The sequence below is a fragment of the Enterococcus sp. AAFC-DPL-5182 genome, assembly GCF_058216605.1.
The window spans coordinates 3,266,734-3,281,219 of the sequence record NZ_CM177101.1; the positions used below are offsets into that span (position 1 = coordinate 3,266,734).

Consider the following 14,486-nt stretch of genomic DNA (forward strand, 5'->3'; position numbering starts at 1 on the left):
TCAATAAGCTATGTTCTAGTCTACTTAGATATGGATAATAACTTCTATCTCATTTTTTATTCTTTAACTTATTATCTACCTACAATAAAAGTCAATTCACATTCACAAACTTTTTTATCTTCAACAAAAGCAGTTGCTTTCCCGATGCCGACATAATCTCTGATTTTTACGATTTCAAAATGCAACTTCAAGACATCTCCTGGAACAACTTTTTGACGGAATTTCGCTTTGTTGATTCCTCCGATGTACGCTGTTTCACCTTTAAATTGATCCATTTTCAAAATCAAGATCGAACCAACTTGTGCTAATGCTTCAATAATCAAAACACCTGGCATTGTTGGGTTTCCAGGGAAATGTCCTTGGAAAAATTCTTCATTGATCGTCACATTTTTTGTTGCAATAATTTTTTTATCCGTGATGATTTCATCCACATAGTCGATAAAGCAAATTGGATAACGGTTTGGAATCATTTCCATAATTTCTGTTGCATTCATTAATCTTGTCATTGTTAGTTTTCCTCCCATTTTTTGATACAAATAACGCCATTGTGACCGCCAAAGCCGAATGAATTACTGATTGCATATTCTGCTTGTACGGAGCGTGAACCAGCTGTTACATAATCTAAATCACATTCAGGATCCTCTACTTTATATCCCACTGTTGGATGCACAACACCTTCTTGTAGTGTTTTCACACAAGCAATTGCTTCTATTCCACCAGCTGCACCTAAAAGGTGACCTGTCATACTCTTTGTACTTGAGATTGGAATATCGTGGGCACGTTCACCAAATACACGTTTTAATGCTGCTGTTTCAGCGGCATCATTGGCTGGTGTTGATGTACCGTGTGCATTAACATAACCTATCGCAGAGGCATCAATTGCCGCTTCTGCTAAAGCTAATTCAATTGCATCTGCTGCGCCGCTTCCATCTTTTAATGGCGCTGTCATATGACTAGCATCACAGTTACTACCGTAACCTACGATTTCACCTAGAATCGTTGCGCCACGTTTTTTAGCATGTTCAAGCTCTTCAAGCATCAACATGCCGGCACCTTCTCCCATCACAAAACCGTGTCGTTCTTTATCAAACGGAATCGACGCTCTCGTTGGATCTTCTGTTGTATTTAACGCGCTTAAAGCAGCAAAACCAGCAATTCCGATTTCACAAATCGTTGCTTCTGTTCCACCTGTGATCATCATATCAGCTAAACCGTACTTAATTGTACGGAAGGCTTCACCGATGGCATTTGTTGCAGATGCACAAGCAGTCACGATTGTTTGAGAAGGTCCTTTTGCACCTAATTTGATGGAAATATTTCCTGATGCCATATTCGCGATCACCATTGGTACAAAGAAAGGTGTTACTCGTTTAGCCCCTTTTTTATCCATCACTCTAACTTGATCTTGCAAGGTCGTCATACCGCCGATCCCACTACCTACAATCACACCAAAACGTTTTGGATCGATTGTATCTTGAGTTAAACCACTCATATTCCAAGCTTCCATTGCAGCAACTAAACCATACTGTGAAAATAGATCCATCCGCTTTTGTTCTTTCCGATCAAGAACCTCACTTGGATCAAACTCTTTCACTTCACCTGCAAGTGCCACACCTGTATCTTCAGAATCAAATTTAGTAATTTTAGCGATTCCTAATTTTCCATTAACTAAATTTTGCCAATACTCTTTTACAGTATTTCCTAAAGGAGTCACCGCTCCCATCCCTGTAATTACAACTCGTTTCATCGTGCACCTCCACTATTGTTTTGACTATCAAATTAAAAAAAACTTGCGTAAACACCACTTTTTTGTTTAAATTTAAGTAAAATAGTTTGACTTTCAAAGTATTTTAGTTAATAATTCAGACATCCGATAAAATGTCTGTATGGGTGTTGTTTATTTGTCAGAGAATTTTATTATCATTCTCACAACAGATAATACCAGTTGCAATTTTATCCGTCAACTTAAATAAAATTAGATATTTAGTTTTTATTAAGATCTGAGACACTTTTCACACACTAAAAATAATTTTAAAAGGGGAAAATCCATATGTTTCTAAAAAATAAAAAAGTCGTCGTAATGGGCGTAGCCAACAAAAGAAGTATTGCTTGGGGATGTGCCAAAGCATTAAAAGAGCAAGGCGCTGATATTATTTATACGTACCAAAACGAACGCATGAAAAAACAATTGTTAAAATTAGCAGAACCAACTGATTTACTTGTAGAATGCGATGTAGCCTCTGATGACTCAATTGCCCAAGCATTCCAAACAATCCAAGAAAAATACGACAAGATCGATGGTTTAGTGCATGCTATTGCCTTTGCTAACAAAGAAGAGTTAGATGGTAATGTAAGTGACATCAGCCGTTCAGGTTTCTTATTGGCTCAAGATATCAGCAGCTACTCACTTTTAGCTGTTGCACATCATGCAAAACCAATGCTGAATCCTGGTTCAGGAATTGTTACAATGACTTATCTAGGTTCTGAAAGAGCCATCCCAAACTATAACATGATGGGAATCGCTAAAGCTTCTTTAGAGACAGCTGTAAAATATTTAGCCTATGAATTTGCAGCAGACAAAATCCGTGTGAACGGTATTTCAGCTGGTGCTATCAAAACACTTGCAGTAACGGGTGTGAAAGATTACGATCAATTGATCAAAATCTCAGAAGGCCGTACACCAGATAAAGCAGGGGTTACGATCGAAGAAGTAGGCAATACTTGCGCGTTTTTAGTTAGTGAACTAGCTGCTGGTATTGTCGGAGATATTATTTACGTTGATAAAGGCGTTCATCTTACTTAAAAAAGAAACTGAGAGAAAATTAAAAAAGTTTTCTCTCAGCCTCATCTTTTTATTTAAGTTCTGTTTTCTATATCCATCTTTGAATGTAACCACGATTGACTCTTAACATCAATTGTAAGTCAAAATAATAATAAGGCAATTGCTGATTCATCGTGATTACCAGAGAGCTCAATAAATGTGTTGCGACCAAAGTTACGATCAGCTGTAACCAACTATTCGCAAAAAATTCATAGCTGTGCACTAAATTTGCTGTCCACAAAATACATAATGGATGAATAAAGAAATAGTATTTCCCTAAATCTCTCAACCGTTTTACATCGATCTTCTCTTCCACCTTTATAAATAAACTCCAACAGAAAAGGCAACTAGTAAACGGAACAAGCATCCACAGAAAATTCTTATCGATTCCAACATTAGAATATACAATAATTCCTTCTCCTACTAAAAGACTCCCAGTCAGTACGACCAACAATCCTAAGTATTTTTGATAACTAATCACTTTTTCCCGATGATCCCATAAGAAAAAACCAAGTGCTACAAAAATCAATGCGAAAAACAAACCATTTCGAGTAGTAATAAACATACTCATATACTGATCAAAAAAAGCTTTCAACTGCCCATTCCCGATATAAGCATAGTAGGTTTCTAACGAGCCAAAAGCGTACATCAGCGTAGCTACACTGAACAAAACAAGATATCCTGTTTTTTTGAGCAGCCACTGGACACAAACGATTCCAAACATCGCTGCTGGGATGTACCAAAGATGATAATAGGTGCCCGTATAAAGCAATCCCGCCACTAGAGCCACTGGATACAATCCTGGGCTAAGAGAATAGTTTTCTTGAATCCACATAAACCCAACTGGTAAATAGATCAGGCTCCAAAATAAATACGATTTTGCTAACGACTTTAGATACTGTTTTATGTAATTAGCTGATTGATTCTGCCCTCTTCTAACAAAATAACTCGTTGAAATTAAAAAAAAGGGAACCGCAAATCGACATAAAACATTCTTAAATAAATAATTGATTGCAGGATCTTGAAAAACTCTTTCACAATGAAAGCAAATAACTAAAATCGCCGCTGCATATTTAACTATATCAATTCCCTTTGTATTTATCTGTTTTTCTTTTACTAATCTGTTGATACTTTCCATCCCCATACCAATACCCACTTCCCATTTCAGTCCTCTTAACTTTTATTATAGCAAAGCAGCTTTTTTAATTTATCGGTACTAAGACTGATATTTTGATACTCCTTTAGTAACCACATCTACTTTCGATGATTCTGTCTTAAAATAAAAAATAGAAACATCGTCAAGATTTTCCCCTGTCTGATGTCTCTATACTCTCTAATCAAATCGAATGGTTCGATACCAAGAAATAGTTCCTTCTTCTCGATATTTGTCGAGTTGAAAACCTGCCATTGTAAAACCTGCCAACGCAATAATTAAGCCAATAACCGTTAAACCAACGCCAATTCTAATCAGTATTTTTTTATTTGTCATAATAATAACTCCTTCACTCGAATCAGATGAAGTACTTTGTTTGAGAACTTTCTTGATATGTTGATAAAATAGTTTGCCATGTTGATTGTTGCTATGCCACTAAGTATAGCTAGACCTAATACCATGACACCAAAACCTAACTGAGTGACCGCCACATGAATACCATCTTGCATTGCAAAGATACTCGCAAACATACTAAATACTGAAGCAACTAAACCTACTACCGCAAAAACTACAGTCGAAAAAGGCAGACACCAAATAACAATATAGGCAGATAGAATCATTGCGATCAGTGCTATTAAAAGACTACCCCATAATGGAAAACCTAAAATCAATAATACAACAATCAACGGACTAACCTTTTTCCGTGGTTGAAAGTCTCCCTCTTCAAAAGCATCTTCCAAAATTTTACTAGCTATGACCGATGGCTTTCCTAATTTTTCCACTGCCTCTTCTTCACTCGCACCATCTTCTAGATAATCCTCGATCAGTTCATCATAATAGTGAATAAATTGGCTTTTTTCTACTTCATCTAAGCGAATCAGCCCTTCTTTTAATTGATACAAAAATTCCTGCTTATTCATTTTGCTCCCCCATTTCAATAAAATGATACACTTTCATGACTTCGTCCCATTCTTGAATAAATGTTTTTATTTTCTCTCTACCAACATCTGTAATTCGGTAATATTTTCTTAAACGACTATTATGCTCCATTGAATATGTCTCTAATTCTTCTTTTGTTTCTAAACGCTTTAAGATAGGATACAATGTTGATTCTGAAATTGTTATCACGTTTGATAAATCTTTGATGATTTGATAACCGTAGGAATCAGATTTCTTTAAAATAGCTAAAATACAGTATTCTAACAAACCTTTTTTTAATTGAGAATCCATATTATACCTCCTGACACGTATTACTATACATTACATAGTATTATGCGTCAAGGAGTATATTCTAAAAAAAGAGAACGGCCTCTACCGTTCTCTTACTCTTATACTATTTGCAATAACTAGCAGTGAATAAACAATTATTATTCAGCTGTTCCATAAAACAATGGGATATTTTCTGCATCATCACGGATTGCTTCAACAGCTTCTTCTTCATTTTCTAGATCTAATGCTTTTTGAAAGGGTTGCTCTACATTGATTTGTACTGAAGTAAACATTTCGTGATGCCAAATTGCATGTGCGACAGTTAAAGACTCTACCCATAAATGGTAGTTTTGATCTTTTGTCACAAGATCGATCAATGTCACAAAATCCCCCCCGATATTTCGGAAATATTTTCCAAATCCCAAGTTGATTTCTACTATATCCTGTAAGGAAAATAGAGCAATGGATTGCTCTATAGGAATATTGACTGCCAATTTAAATTTTCCAATTTGATCGATTGAAACTGTTTTGTCCACAAAACTACATAAACAGTTTGCATACCCCATCATTTTTGAAAAAGTTGCTTTAGGATAAATCTCTTCCTCGATTTTTATAAAGGTATTCACTCGTTTTCCTTCTAAAAATAGCGGTTGAACATCTTGAACGTAGGCACTGTAGAATGCTGTACCATTTTTTTCTCCTCTATTTTGATTCATGTGGCTTTGCCTTCTTTCTTTTCCTAAGAACAATCCTCTAAAGAAACCAGTCTTTTTACGGTCTAATAGAACATCCACACTGATATTGAAATACTCAGAAAGTCTCACAACATTCTCCAAATCTGGAAGACTTTTTCCTAGCTCCCATTTGGATATTGTTTGACGTGAAATGTTCAAGTAGTCTGCTAATTCCTGTTGGGAGATTTCTTGTTCTTGACGGAATTTTTTAATTTGTTTACCAATTTCTACAGTCACTATAAGCCACTCCTATTCTGACGTCTATCCTTTTTGCCGCACAAATGCGTTGCTCTCATTTATTATACAATAAAGCCCTGTGCAACGATACGTTGCTTGTTGATTTAACTGCTTTTCTGTACAAAAAAATGCTGCAACATCCACTTTTAGTTCATGAATGTTGCAGCGTTTTTTTTAATTTGAATCAGATATAACTATTTATTATTCAGTTGTTTCCCTAATTGAAATTGTGTGAGCTGCATTTCAATACCAATTCTGTGAAGCTCAGTATATTCAAATGTGGTCATATCAACATTGCTTAATTTGATAGTTTTAACATCCTCTTGTTTTTTCAATGCAAGTAAACTATCGGTTATCCATGATCGATCATTTTGGTTAAGGCAATGTAATTGTTTGATAATCAACACTTTACCGTCAGATTCTTCCACTAAATTAAAACTAATTGATCCAATTTTCGTTTCATCTTGATAGATAGCGTAATTTCTATCTGAAAAGATAGAACGATTTTGCCAAGGAGTCCATTGATTTTCAGTTCTCGCTTGTTCTTGTGGTGAAATAGTTTTAAAGTGACATTCATTTGCTCCACTGAATTCCATTGGTAAAACCATAGTACCAACGGCTAACTCGTTCACAAGTTGAAATCCTTTTGCTTCATACAGTTTTTTAGCTCTTTCGTTAGCAGCAATCACTTCAAGCATCAGATTATCGCATTGATTTTCCATTGCCAGTTTTTCTGCATACTCGATTAATTTAGAAGCCACTTTATTTCTGCGATAAGGAGGACTCACAGCCATTCCACCGATCCACATTATTTTGGTTTGCTTAAAGGTTTGAATCCCTAAAAGAATGATACCAGCGAATTCCCCTTCCATCGAGAATACAGCTGAAAGTCTTTTTGAGAGCTTCAACGACTGGATTCTTTGTTCCAAAGCTTCTTGATCGATATGGATCGGTACTAGATAATCGCTAAATCCTTGATTCCAGGTTTCTACTACTTGTTGAAAATCGGCCTCATTTATAGATATAAACATGATGGTTCTCCCTCCATTTTTGACTCTATTTCTTTAACTATAAACGAATTTAAGAATATTCATAGTTTTTTAGAAACAATGATGTTATCAATAGTCAAAAATGTCTTAAATCCTTCTAGATTACTTAAACAAACTTCGTTTCCCTCTACATTCATACAAGTGGTTTCTAAAAAAATCGTCACAACTAAGTTTTCCAGCTTTTGCATAAGTTTGGCTCTTTTGGGAGATGCTAAACAATCTGAAAGAATTTCATCTGAACGTTCTATAAGAGTAACTTCTTTTCCTTGCTTTGCTAAATCAATGGCCATCATGCATTCTGAAACATTGCTGCCTATAATTAAAATCCGTTGATCCAACTGCTGTTCTGTCACTTCACGTTTCACAACAGGAAGCTGATACAAATGACATTCTTTATATCCTGTAAAGTTCATTTTAAGCTCACCTCATTGTCTAATAAGATGTTTATCCGCGACAGTATAAATATGATCAGCAATTGGCGAATAAAACTGTTCATCATTTGAAATCAATAAGACACTGCCTCTAAATGCTTTGATAGCCTCTTGAAGCGCTTTTCTTGAATCAACATCTAAATGATTGGTCGGTTCATCTAAAATCAGGAAATTACTTGGCTGCATGGTTAAATCACATAGCTTCACTTTTGATTGTTCCCCACCGCTTAGCATGTACAAATTTTTTGAAGCAATTTCGCGTTTCAAACCGCATTTTGCCAATTCTCGTCGAACGTCTTCATAAGTAAGTTTCGTGTATTTATTCGCCAACGCTTCGATCGGTGTCCACTCAGTATTTTCCCATTCAATTTCTTGTGAATGATAGCCTACAACGACTTGAGGTGAAAATTGAGCTTTTCCAGAAATTGCGGGTATCATTGAAAGAAGTGTTTTCACCAATGTTGTTTTTCCTAAACCATCTGCGCCAGTAATGACTATCTTCTCCCCTTTTTTGACTTGCAGATCACGTACAGTCAGCAAGGGTTCTTTGTAGCCAACAGTAAGTTCATCGATCGTCATCACATTAGGAGAACTTTGCGGCATTAGTTTAAAGGAGAAATTCGATTTGACTTTCTTTTCGGGTTCTTTCAAACGATCCATCTTTTCCAAATGCTTTCTGCGGCCTTGCGCCATTTTTGTTTTGATACCCGCTATATTTTTTTGAATAAACGCTTCGGTTTCTTTGATTTTTCGTTGTTGCGCTTCAAATTGACTTTGGTAAGCTTCTGCTAGATGTGCTTTTTGTTTTAAGAAATCTGTATAGTTACTGTGATATTTTTTGATCGAACCAAAATCAATATCACAGATACAGGTTGCGATACTGCTTAAAAAGTCAGTATCGTGGGAAACTATGATAAAGGCATTTTCAAAAGCATTTAAGTACTCTGTCAGCCATTCAATGTGTTCTTGATCTAAATAGTTCGTCGGTTCATCTAAGATCAAGACTGATGGTTTTTCTAGTAGTAATTTGGCTAAGATAACCTTGATTTGGTCGCCACGATTCAATTCACTCAATGTTTGGTCTGCGTCCCCGTCACTGATTCCAAGACCTGTGATCGCTTTGCTGATATCATTTTCAACTTGATACAAACCTTTGATCTCCAGTTGTTCTTGATAGGTTGCAGCTCTTGCCAGTAATTGGTCGTCGCCTGTTTCCCCATATGTTTCGTAAAGTTTCAGCATCTCTTTCTCTGTGTCGAATAATTCTTGATACGCTGATCTTAAAAATTCATTGATCGTAAGAGATTGATCCATATCTACATATTGATCTAAATAGCCTAATGTAGCTGCTGGATTCCACGTAATTGATCCTTCATCTGGCAATACATTGCCTAACAACATCTTCAATAAGGTACTTTTACCAGCGCCGTTTTTCCCAACGATCCCCATATGCTCTTTGCTTCTTAATGTAAACGAACTGTTTTCGTAAAGCTGTTTATCTGGTACTGCGTAGCTTAAATCTTTAACTTGTAATAATTCCATTCTATTTTCCTCTTTCATGTGGTTTCGTTTATTTTTACTAAAGAACATACAAAAAAGACCCATAGACAAAATGTCTAGGGCCTTTTAATCTATATATCCTTCAGTAAATAAGCAAACTAAAAACATAGCAACCATGTGCTATTTTTTTAATATGCTTGATTTACTGATGAATAAGAAAAGCTCTTCGCTTTTCGATTAAGCTCCATACAACACTTCATCAAAAATAAGTTGTAGGGAGCTAAGAGTTGAAATATATAATACGTACATTTGAAACACCTTCCTCAGGTGTTACTCTACCATTTTGAAAAAAAATAGTCAAATCCAGCAATAGTTGACAATTCTCTTCAATTGCTCTACAAAGCTGTTTTTTTCCTTTACTTAGGCAATACCTACTGCAGCAAAGAGAATGGAAATGACAATTACACCAACAAGTAAAGTCGTTGTTTTCACTTTTTTACCTAACAACCAATAAATGATCAAGAATAACAAAGCAGGGAAAAAACCTAACATGATTTGATCTACATATTCTTGTAAAGGTGCTGCTATCTTTCCACTTCCAACTTTAGCAGTTAATTCAAAAACCACATTTGAAGCTGTCATTCCGCCAATGACCATCAGTCCTAAAATGGAGGCTGCATTGGTCACCTTTTCAATAATGCCACTATCGCCAACATCACTGAAGAATTTTGCCCCAAGTTTAAAACCTTTGTCCAAACAAATATATCTTAAAATAAAGTGGGGAACATTGATGATCAATAAAAATGCGATTGGACCAAAAATATTGCCTTCTTTCGCTAAAGAAATCGCGACACCTGATGCAATAACTTTTAACGTCCCCCAGAAAAAAGAATCTCCGATCCCAGACATCGGCCCCATTAGGCTTGATTTCACCGCGTTGATACTCGCTGGATTGAACTTGTGATTTTTTTTATTCTCTTCTTCCATTGCACCAGAAATTCCAAAAAGGAGTGTTGAGATATGAGGGGTAACAGACATAAATTCTAAATGACGCTCTAGCGCTTCTTTTCGTTCTTCAGGTGTTTTATATAGCCTGCGAATAATCGGAGCCATCGCAAAGGCATAAGCCAAATTTTGCATTCGTTCATAGTTCCAAGAAGAATCCAATGTCAGTGAACGGAAGAAAACAGACCAAAAATCTCGTTTAGTAATGACTGAATCATGTGAAATCGTCTTTATTTTTTCTTTAGAATTCGTTGTCATCTACATACGCCTCCTTCGGTTGGTTATTACTGAAATTCATATAGATCAACACAACGACGATACCAAATAATGCAATTCCGACAATTGAGATTTTTAAATATGCCGCTAATAGAAAACCTAACAAAAGAAACGCAATCATTTTTTTCGTCAGCATCATTCGAGCAAGCATGGCAAAACCGATAGCAGGAATAATTCCAGCAGCTATATCTAGTCCATGCGTTACAAATTCAGGTACATAAGAAAGAACTTTTTCAATAAATGGAACACCTAGATAAAAGCCTAGTGCTACAATCAAAGCTAATAAGATTTTATTGCCGATACCTGCGATTATTTGAATCCTTTCAACACCTTTGATATTCCCTTTGCTGGCTTCTTTGTCTGCTAAATGACTTGCCCCAGTTAGTAGGAATGTCATTTGAAGATTGTCGATCAACAGAACTAAGGTTGCAATCGGTACCGCTAAAACAACAGCACTAGACACAGATTGTCCACTCATGATCACATAGGCCGTTGCAATGATCGTGCCTGAAACAAAATCAGGTGGGTTACTAGCGCCTACCGGAAATGCCCCCATAAAGACGAGTTCTAAGGTCGCCCCTAACTTGATCCCCGCTTCAATATCACCTAAAGCTAAACCCACTAGCGGTGCTACCACAATTGGGCGATTCCACATTGTTGACCCAAACCAACTATGCAGATAAGCAAATAAAGCAATGATAAACATCAAAAATACTCTCATAAACGTGACTTCCATGTTTTTTCCCCCTCAGTATTTTCGCCCTTTTACGATAACAACTTTTCGATAGCCACAGCAGGATCATCTGGTACTAGTTGAACCGTTAATTTCTTACCATCTGCAATCAATTCCTTGATTCTTTCGTTATCTTGTTCAGATAAATGAACAGCTTTCGAGACTTGTTTACGATCTGCTCCGTTTTTCATTCCACCTAAGTTGATTTCTTGAATCGTTGGTACTTTTTTCACCAACTGATACATGTCTTCCACTGACTCACATAAAATAAATAATTTATATTTATCCGTCACACCAGAATTTAACGCTTTCGCTGAGTCCTCGATCGTTTTCATTACTAATTTGACGCCTGAAGGTTTTGCCATTTTCATAGCACTCATTTTCAAATCATCGCTCACTAAATCATCACTGGCAATCAAGATACAGTCTGCATCTAAAAATTTTGTCCAAGTAAATCCAACTTGCCCATGAATCAATCGATGGTCTACACGTAACATTTTAATCATTTAACTCACTCCTCAATTCTTTTATCACACGCATAAAATCTGCCACATGTTCTGCACTGACATCACCCGTATCTTTTCTAGTATCTTTAAAATAGCTGCCTACAATGGCCGCATCACAAATTTCTAGTTGCTCTTTTGCATTTTCAGTTGTTACTCCAGCTGCGACAATTAGAGGGAAATCAGGTAACTCTTTACGGAATAGTTCGATTTTTGCCATAGACGTTTCTTCTCCTGTAGCATTTTCTGTCACCGCAATCGCGTCACAACGTTCTGTAGCGAGTTGTAAATCTTCCTCTACTGTATTTTCAGATAACATAGGTTGATACTTGAAACGAACACCACCAATCAATTTGGCTTTGCACGTACCTCGATATAAATCAAAGAATGCCTTAAGGGAAACTTCATCTCGAGGTTTCACATGACCTACGACTGAATCGATTTGCATAAAGTCTAGGTCATATTTATTCGCAAGATAAAATCCAAGTGAATCGACATTTAAAACATTGACGCCAATTGGGATCGTCAAACCTAACGATTTGATGTATTGGATAGCCACTTCTAATTGCTCATAATTTCCGTAGTAATTTTCCATCAAAATACCGTCAACATTATTTTCTACATAGATATTGATTTCTTTTTTTGCTCGCCCTAGAACCTCTTCATCTGTAACCCCTTTCAAATGAATAACCCCAATAATTGGTTTTTTTTTGTTAAACAATGCTAAAAATTCATCTTTTTGACTCATCATGCTTCCTCCTTAAAACTCTTCATTTTCTAGTTTTTCAATCGTGACACGGCGAATCCCTTGTTGGGCGTTCACAATGATTTCTTCAAGCTCTTCATCCGTTAATTTACTTGGTCCAGCTAAAAGAAGCTCTAGTGCTAAGTTCAAATTCACCCCTGCCAATAATCTGACATGCTCAAAAGAAGTCGTCTCTAACAATGCATTGACAACACTTGCACCAAATAAATCACCTAAAATAATATATTCATCTTCGTCATTTAAAGAAAGCTCTTTCCTTAATTTCTGGGCAAAATCTGCTGCACTTGCACCTGGATATAAGCTAAAGGTCTCGATCTCTTTAGCACTGTCTCCAGCAATCATTTCTAAAGAATGTTTCAATCCTTTAGAAAAATCGCCGTGAGTCGCAATATAAATTTTTCTCATGTGGTTCACCTCAGTTATTTATTTGTTATAAGAGCGGATCGCTACTTTATATACCTCACTCCTAATATATTGTTCATTGAAATAAAGAATCTGATTTTCATTGTCAATGACCGTTTGATGAATCTTAACTAATGGTTCTTCTTCGTCAATGGTCAGACCAGCAGCTATTTTTTCATCTGCCAACGCAATTTCAATAATATTGTCAAAATAAGCTGCAATCAAACCGCCATGATTTCGTAAAACATCCAATAATGATTCATCAGTCAAATTCAAATCCAGCATGAAATCAAAATCGTGTCTAAAATAATCGATTTCAAAAATTGCAGGTAATCCATCCAATGAGCGAATCCGTTCTATAGCAATGATCGTCTCCCCTTTTTCGATTCCTAAAGCTTGCGCAACATGTCCGCTTGCTGGTTTTTTTTCGATAGAAATCACTTTTGTACCAGGTTTTTTCTGCATTTGGAGACCAGATTCTGTAAAGCTACCGCCAGCTGTCATACTTTCCACATAAGCAGGCATCGAGACAAACGTTCCTTTTCCATGTCTTTTCACTAAAACATTCTCATCGACTAACTGCTTGATCGCATTTCGAACAGTGACACGGCTTACACCATAGATTCCCATTAATTGTTCTTCAGAAGGAATCTTGTCACCGACTTTGTATTCACCAGTTTTCACCTTGGACAGTAATGATTCATATAACTGTTTATATAACGGTGCTAATGCTTTAGATTCTAATTTTTCCATTTCCCCGCTCCTTTTAATACGTCTTAATACGTCTTATAATAAAGCGTTTTCCAAAAGTTGTCAATAGTTTTTTGGCGTTCTTTTTTTAGGATAAAACAAAGTACGAAATAATTCTCCAGAAGGTTCAGCTTGACAGACTGTTTATGATTATTTCCAAACTTCCGCTTATAGATATATAATAAGGATAACTAAACAGACCCATCAAGGAGGTTATTATGACTACATTACCAAATATCGGAAAACCTGCCACAAATGCACTTAAATCAGTTGGGATTACAACGCTTGAACAAGTCAGTACACTGAACAAAACTACGCTATTAAAGATGCACGGTGTGGGACCCAAAGCAATCAGCATCTTGGAAAAAGCCTTAACTGGTCACCATTTAACCTTTCAAGAACAGTCAGTTAATGATCACCTTCCACAAACAGAGTTTGCAGTTATCTGCTCATTAAATTGTGACAATGCACCAAAAAGAAGAATGATTCGAGATTATTTGCTTGCAGCAGCATCTGGAAATCAGTCATTACTAGAGTCGTTGCTTTCTGATTCATTTCGCTGGATTGTACCTGGTGAACTGCCCTTAGAAGATAAAGCAGCATTTATTAAAGCTGTACTCAAAGAAAAAAAAGAACTTAGTACCTTAGAAATCCAGTCTATATTAACCCACGGAAAAGAAGGTTCAGCTCATGGGATTCTTACAACCAAAACAGGGAATAAAGTCTATTTTTCAGATATCATACGATTTAAAAGTAATCAAAAAGATGCCCCCATTTCTGAAATCACTTCTTTTGTGATCCAGTAAGATTTTTGCACACCAGTTTTTTTAGCCTTCTATTTCCATATAATAAAAAAATGAGCCCAGGACAAAACTAAAAATCAGTTTTGTTTCGGGCTTTAACTTCAAATAAACAGC

At 36.2% G+C, this 14,486-nt stretch carries 18 protein-coding genes; 2 read left to right on the forward strand and 16 right to left on the reverse strand.

The features are described from left to right. Nucleotides 1-71: 71 nt before the first annotated feature. The gene (gene fabZ, locus AC4BB7_RS15360) at nt 72-506 is read right to left on the reverse strand and encodes a 3-hydroxyacyl-ACP dehydratase FabZ (RefSeq protein ID WP_010762460.1); all 435 of its coding nucleotides are present in this window, start codon (nt 504-506) and stop codon (nt 72-74) included. 2 nt (nt 507-508) lie between these two features. After that, on the reverse strand, nt 509-1,747 hold the full coding sequence (fabF, locus tag AC4BB7_RS15365; protein ID WP_490483588.1) for a beta-ketoacyl-ACP synthase II: 1,239 nt from the start codon (nt 1,745-1,747) through the stop codon (nt 509-511). Nucleotides 1,748-2,050: 303 nt separating this feature from the next. Here fabF and fabI point away from each other — a divergent pair, with 303 nt between their 5' ends. Next, the gene (fabI, locus tag AC4BB7_RS15370; RefSeq protein WP_086314381.1) at nt 2,051-2,803 is read left to right on the forward strand and encodes an enoyl-ACP reductase FabI; all 753 of its coding nucleotides are present in this window, start codon (nt 2,051-2,053) and stop codon (nt 2,801-2,803) included. Between the two features lie 67 nt (nt 2,804-2,870). Here the strand turns inward: fabI and AC4BB7_RS15375 are convergent, their stop codons facing one another. From AC4BB7_RS15375 to AC4BB7_RS15440, 14 genes are all read right to left on the reverse strand, one after another. Then, on the reverse strand, nt 2,871-3,965 hold the full coding sequence (locus AC4BB7_RS15375) for an acyltransferase family protein (protein ID WP_490483589.1): 1,095 nt from the start codon (nt 3,963-3,965) through the stop codon (nt 2,871-2,873). 189 nt (nt 3,966-4,154) lie between these two features. Then, nucleotides 4,155-4,310 (reverse strand): hypothetical protein, encoded by a 156-nt coding sequence (locus tag AC4BB7_RS15380; protein ID WP_170923010.1) that lies wholly within the window; start codon nt 4,308-4,310, stop codon nt 4,155-4,157. Next, a complete protein-coding gene (locus AC4BB7_RS15385; RefSeq protein ID WP_490483590.1) occupies nt 4,307-4,894 on the reverse strand; it encodes a DUF1700 domain-containing protein in 588 nt (195 codons plus the stop codon). Before AC4BB7_RS15385 ends, AC4BB7_RS15380 begins: the two co-directional genes overlap by 4 nt. Further along, nucleotides 4,887-5,204 carry a PadR family transcriptional regulator gene (locus AC4BB7_RS15390; protein ID WP_086314384.1) on the reverse strand — a complete coding sequence of 106 codons (318 nt, stop codon included), beginning with the start codon at nt 5,202-5,204 and terminating at the stop codon, nt 4,887-4,889. Before AC4BB7_RS15390 ends, AC4BB7_RS15385 begins: the two co-directional genes overlap by 8 nt. Before the next feature lie 137 nt (nt 5,205-5,341). Continuing rightward, nucleotides 5,342-6,154 carry a helix-turn-helix transcriptional regulator gene (locus AC4BB7_RS15395; protein ID WP_490483591.1) on the reverse strand — a complete coding sequence of 271 codons (813 nt, stop codon included), beginning with the start codon at nt 6,152-6,154 and terminating at the stop codon, nt 5,342-5,344. Between the two features lie 194 nt (nt 6,155-6,348). Then, complete coding sequence (locus tag AC4BB7_RS15400; protein WP_490483592.1) at nt 6,349-7,185, reverse strand: GNAT family N-acetyltransferase; 837 nt, start codon at nt 7,183-7,185, stop codon at nt 6,349-6,351. A 59-nt stretch (nt 7,186-7,244) separates the two neighbouring features. Further along, nucleotides 7,245-7,616, reverse strand: a complete 372-nt coding sequence (locus AC4BB7_RS15405; RefSeq protein WP_490483593.1) for an FAD-dependent oxidoreductase — start codon at nt 7,614-7,616, stop codon at nt 7,245-7,247. 12 nt (nt 7,617-7,628) lie between these two features. Then, nucleotides 7,629-9,176, reverse strand: a complete 1,548-nt coding sequence (locus AC4BB7_RS15410; RefSeq protein WP_490483594.1) for an ABC-F family ATP-binding cassette domain-containing protein — start codon at nt 9,174-9,176, stop codon at nt 7,629-7,631. A 378-nt stretch (nt 9,177-9,554) separates the two neighbouring features. Next, nucleotides 9,555-10,397 (reverse strand): PTS system mannose/fructose/sorbose family transporter subunit IID, encoded by an 843-nt coding sequence (locus AC4BB7_RS15415; protein WP_490483595.1) that lies wholly within the window; start codon nt 10,395-10,397, stop codon nt 9,555-9,557. After that, a complete protein-coding gene (locus AC4BB7_RS15420) occupies nt 10,381-11,151 on the reverse strand; it encodes a PTS mannose/fructose/sorbose/N-acetylgalactosamine transporter subunit IIC (RefSeq protein ID WP_071879278.1) in 771 nt (256 codons plus the stop codon). Before AC4BB7_RS15420 ends, AC4BB7_RS15415 begins: the two co-directional genes overlap by 17 nt. A 29-nt stretch (nt 11,152-11,180) precedes the next feature. Next, nucleotides 11,181-11,654 carry a PTS sugar transporter subunit IIB gene (locus tag AC4BB7_RS15425; protein WP_086314390.1) on the reverse strand — a complete coding sequence of 158 codons (474 nt, stop codon included), beginning with the start codon at nt 11,652-11,654 and terminating at the stop codon, nt 11,181-11,183. Continuing rightward, on the reverse strand, nt 11,647-12,399 hold the full coding sequence (locus tag AC4BB7_RS15430) for a BtpA/SgcQ family protein (RefSeq protein WP_490483596.1): 753 nt from the start codon (nt 12,397-12,399) through the stop codon (nt 11,647-11,649). Before AC4BB7_RS15430 ends, AC4BB7_RS15425 begins: the two co-directional genes overlap by 8 nt. 12 nt (nt 12,400-12,411) lie before the next feature. Continuing rightward, complete coding sequence (locus AC4BB7_RS15435; protein ID WP_490483597.1) at nt 12,412-12,822, reverse strand: PTS sugar transporter subunit IIA; 411 nt, start codon at nt 12,820-12,822, stop codon at nt 12,412-12,414. 18 nt (nt 12,823-12,840) lie between these two features. Next, a complete protein-coding gene (locus AC4BB7_RS15440; protein ID WP_086314393.1) occupies nt 12,841-13,572 on the reverse strand; it encodes a GntR family transcriptional regulator in 732 nt (243 codons plus the stop codon). 215 nt (nt 13,573-13,787) lie between these two features. On the opposite strand from AC4BB7_RS15440, the gene AC4BB7_RS15445 reads away from it, so the two are divergent. After that, entirely contained in the window at nt 13,788-14,375 is a 588-nt protein-coding gene (locus tag AC4BB7_RS15445; RefSeq protein ID WP_490483598.1) for a helix-hairpin-helix domain-containing protein, read from the forward strand. Nucleotides 14,376-14,486: the final 111 nt, after the last annotated feature.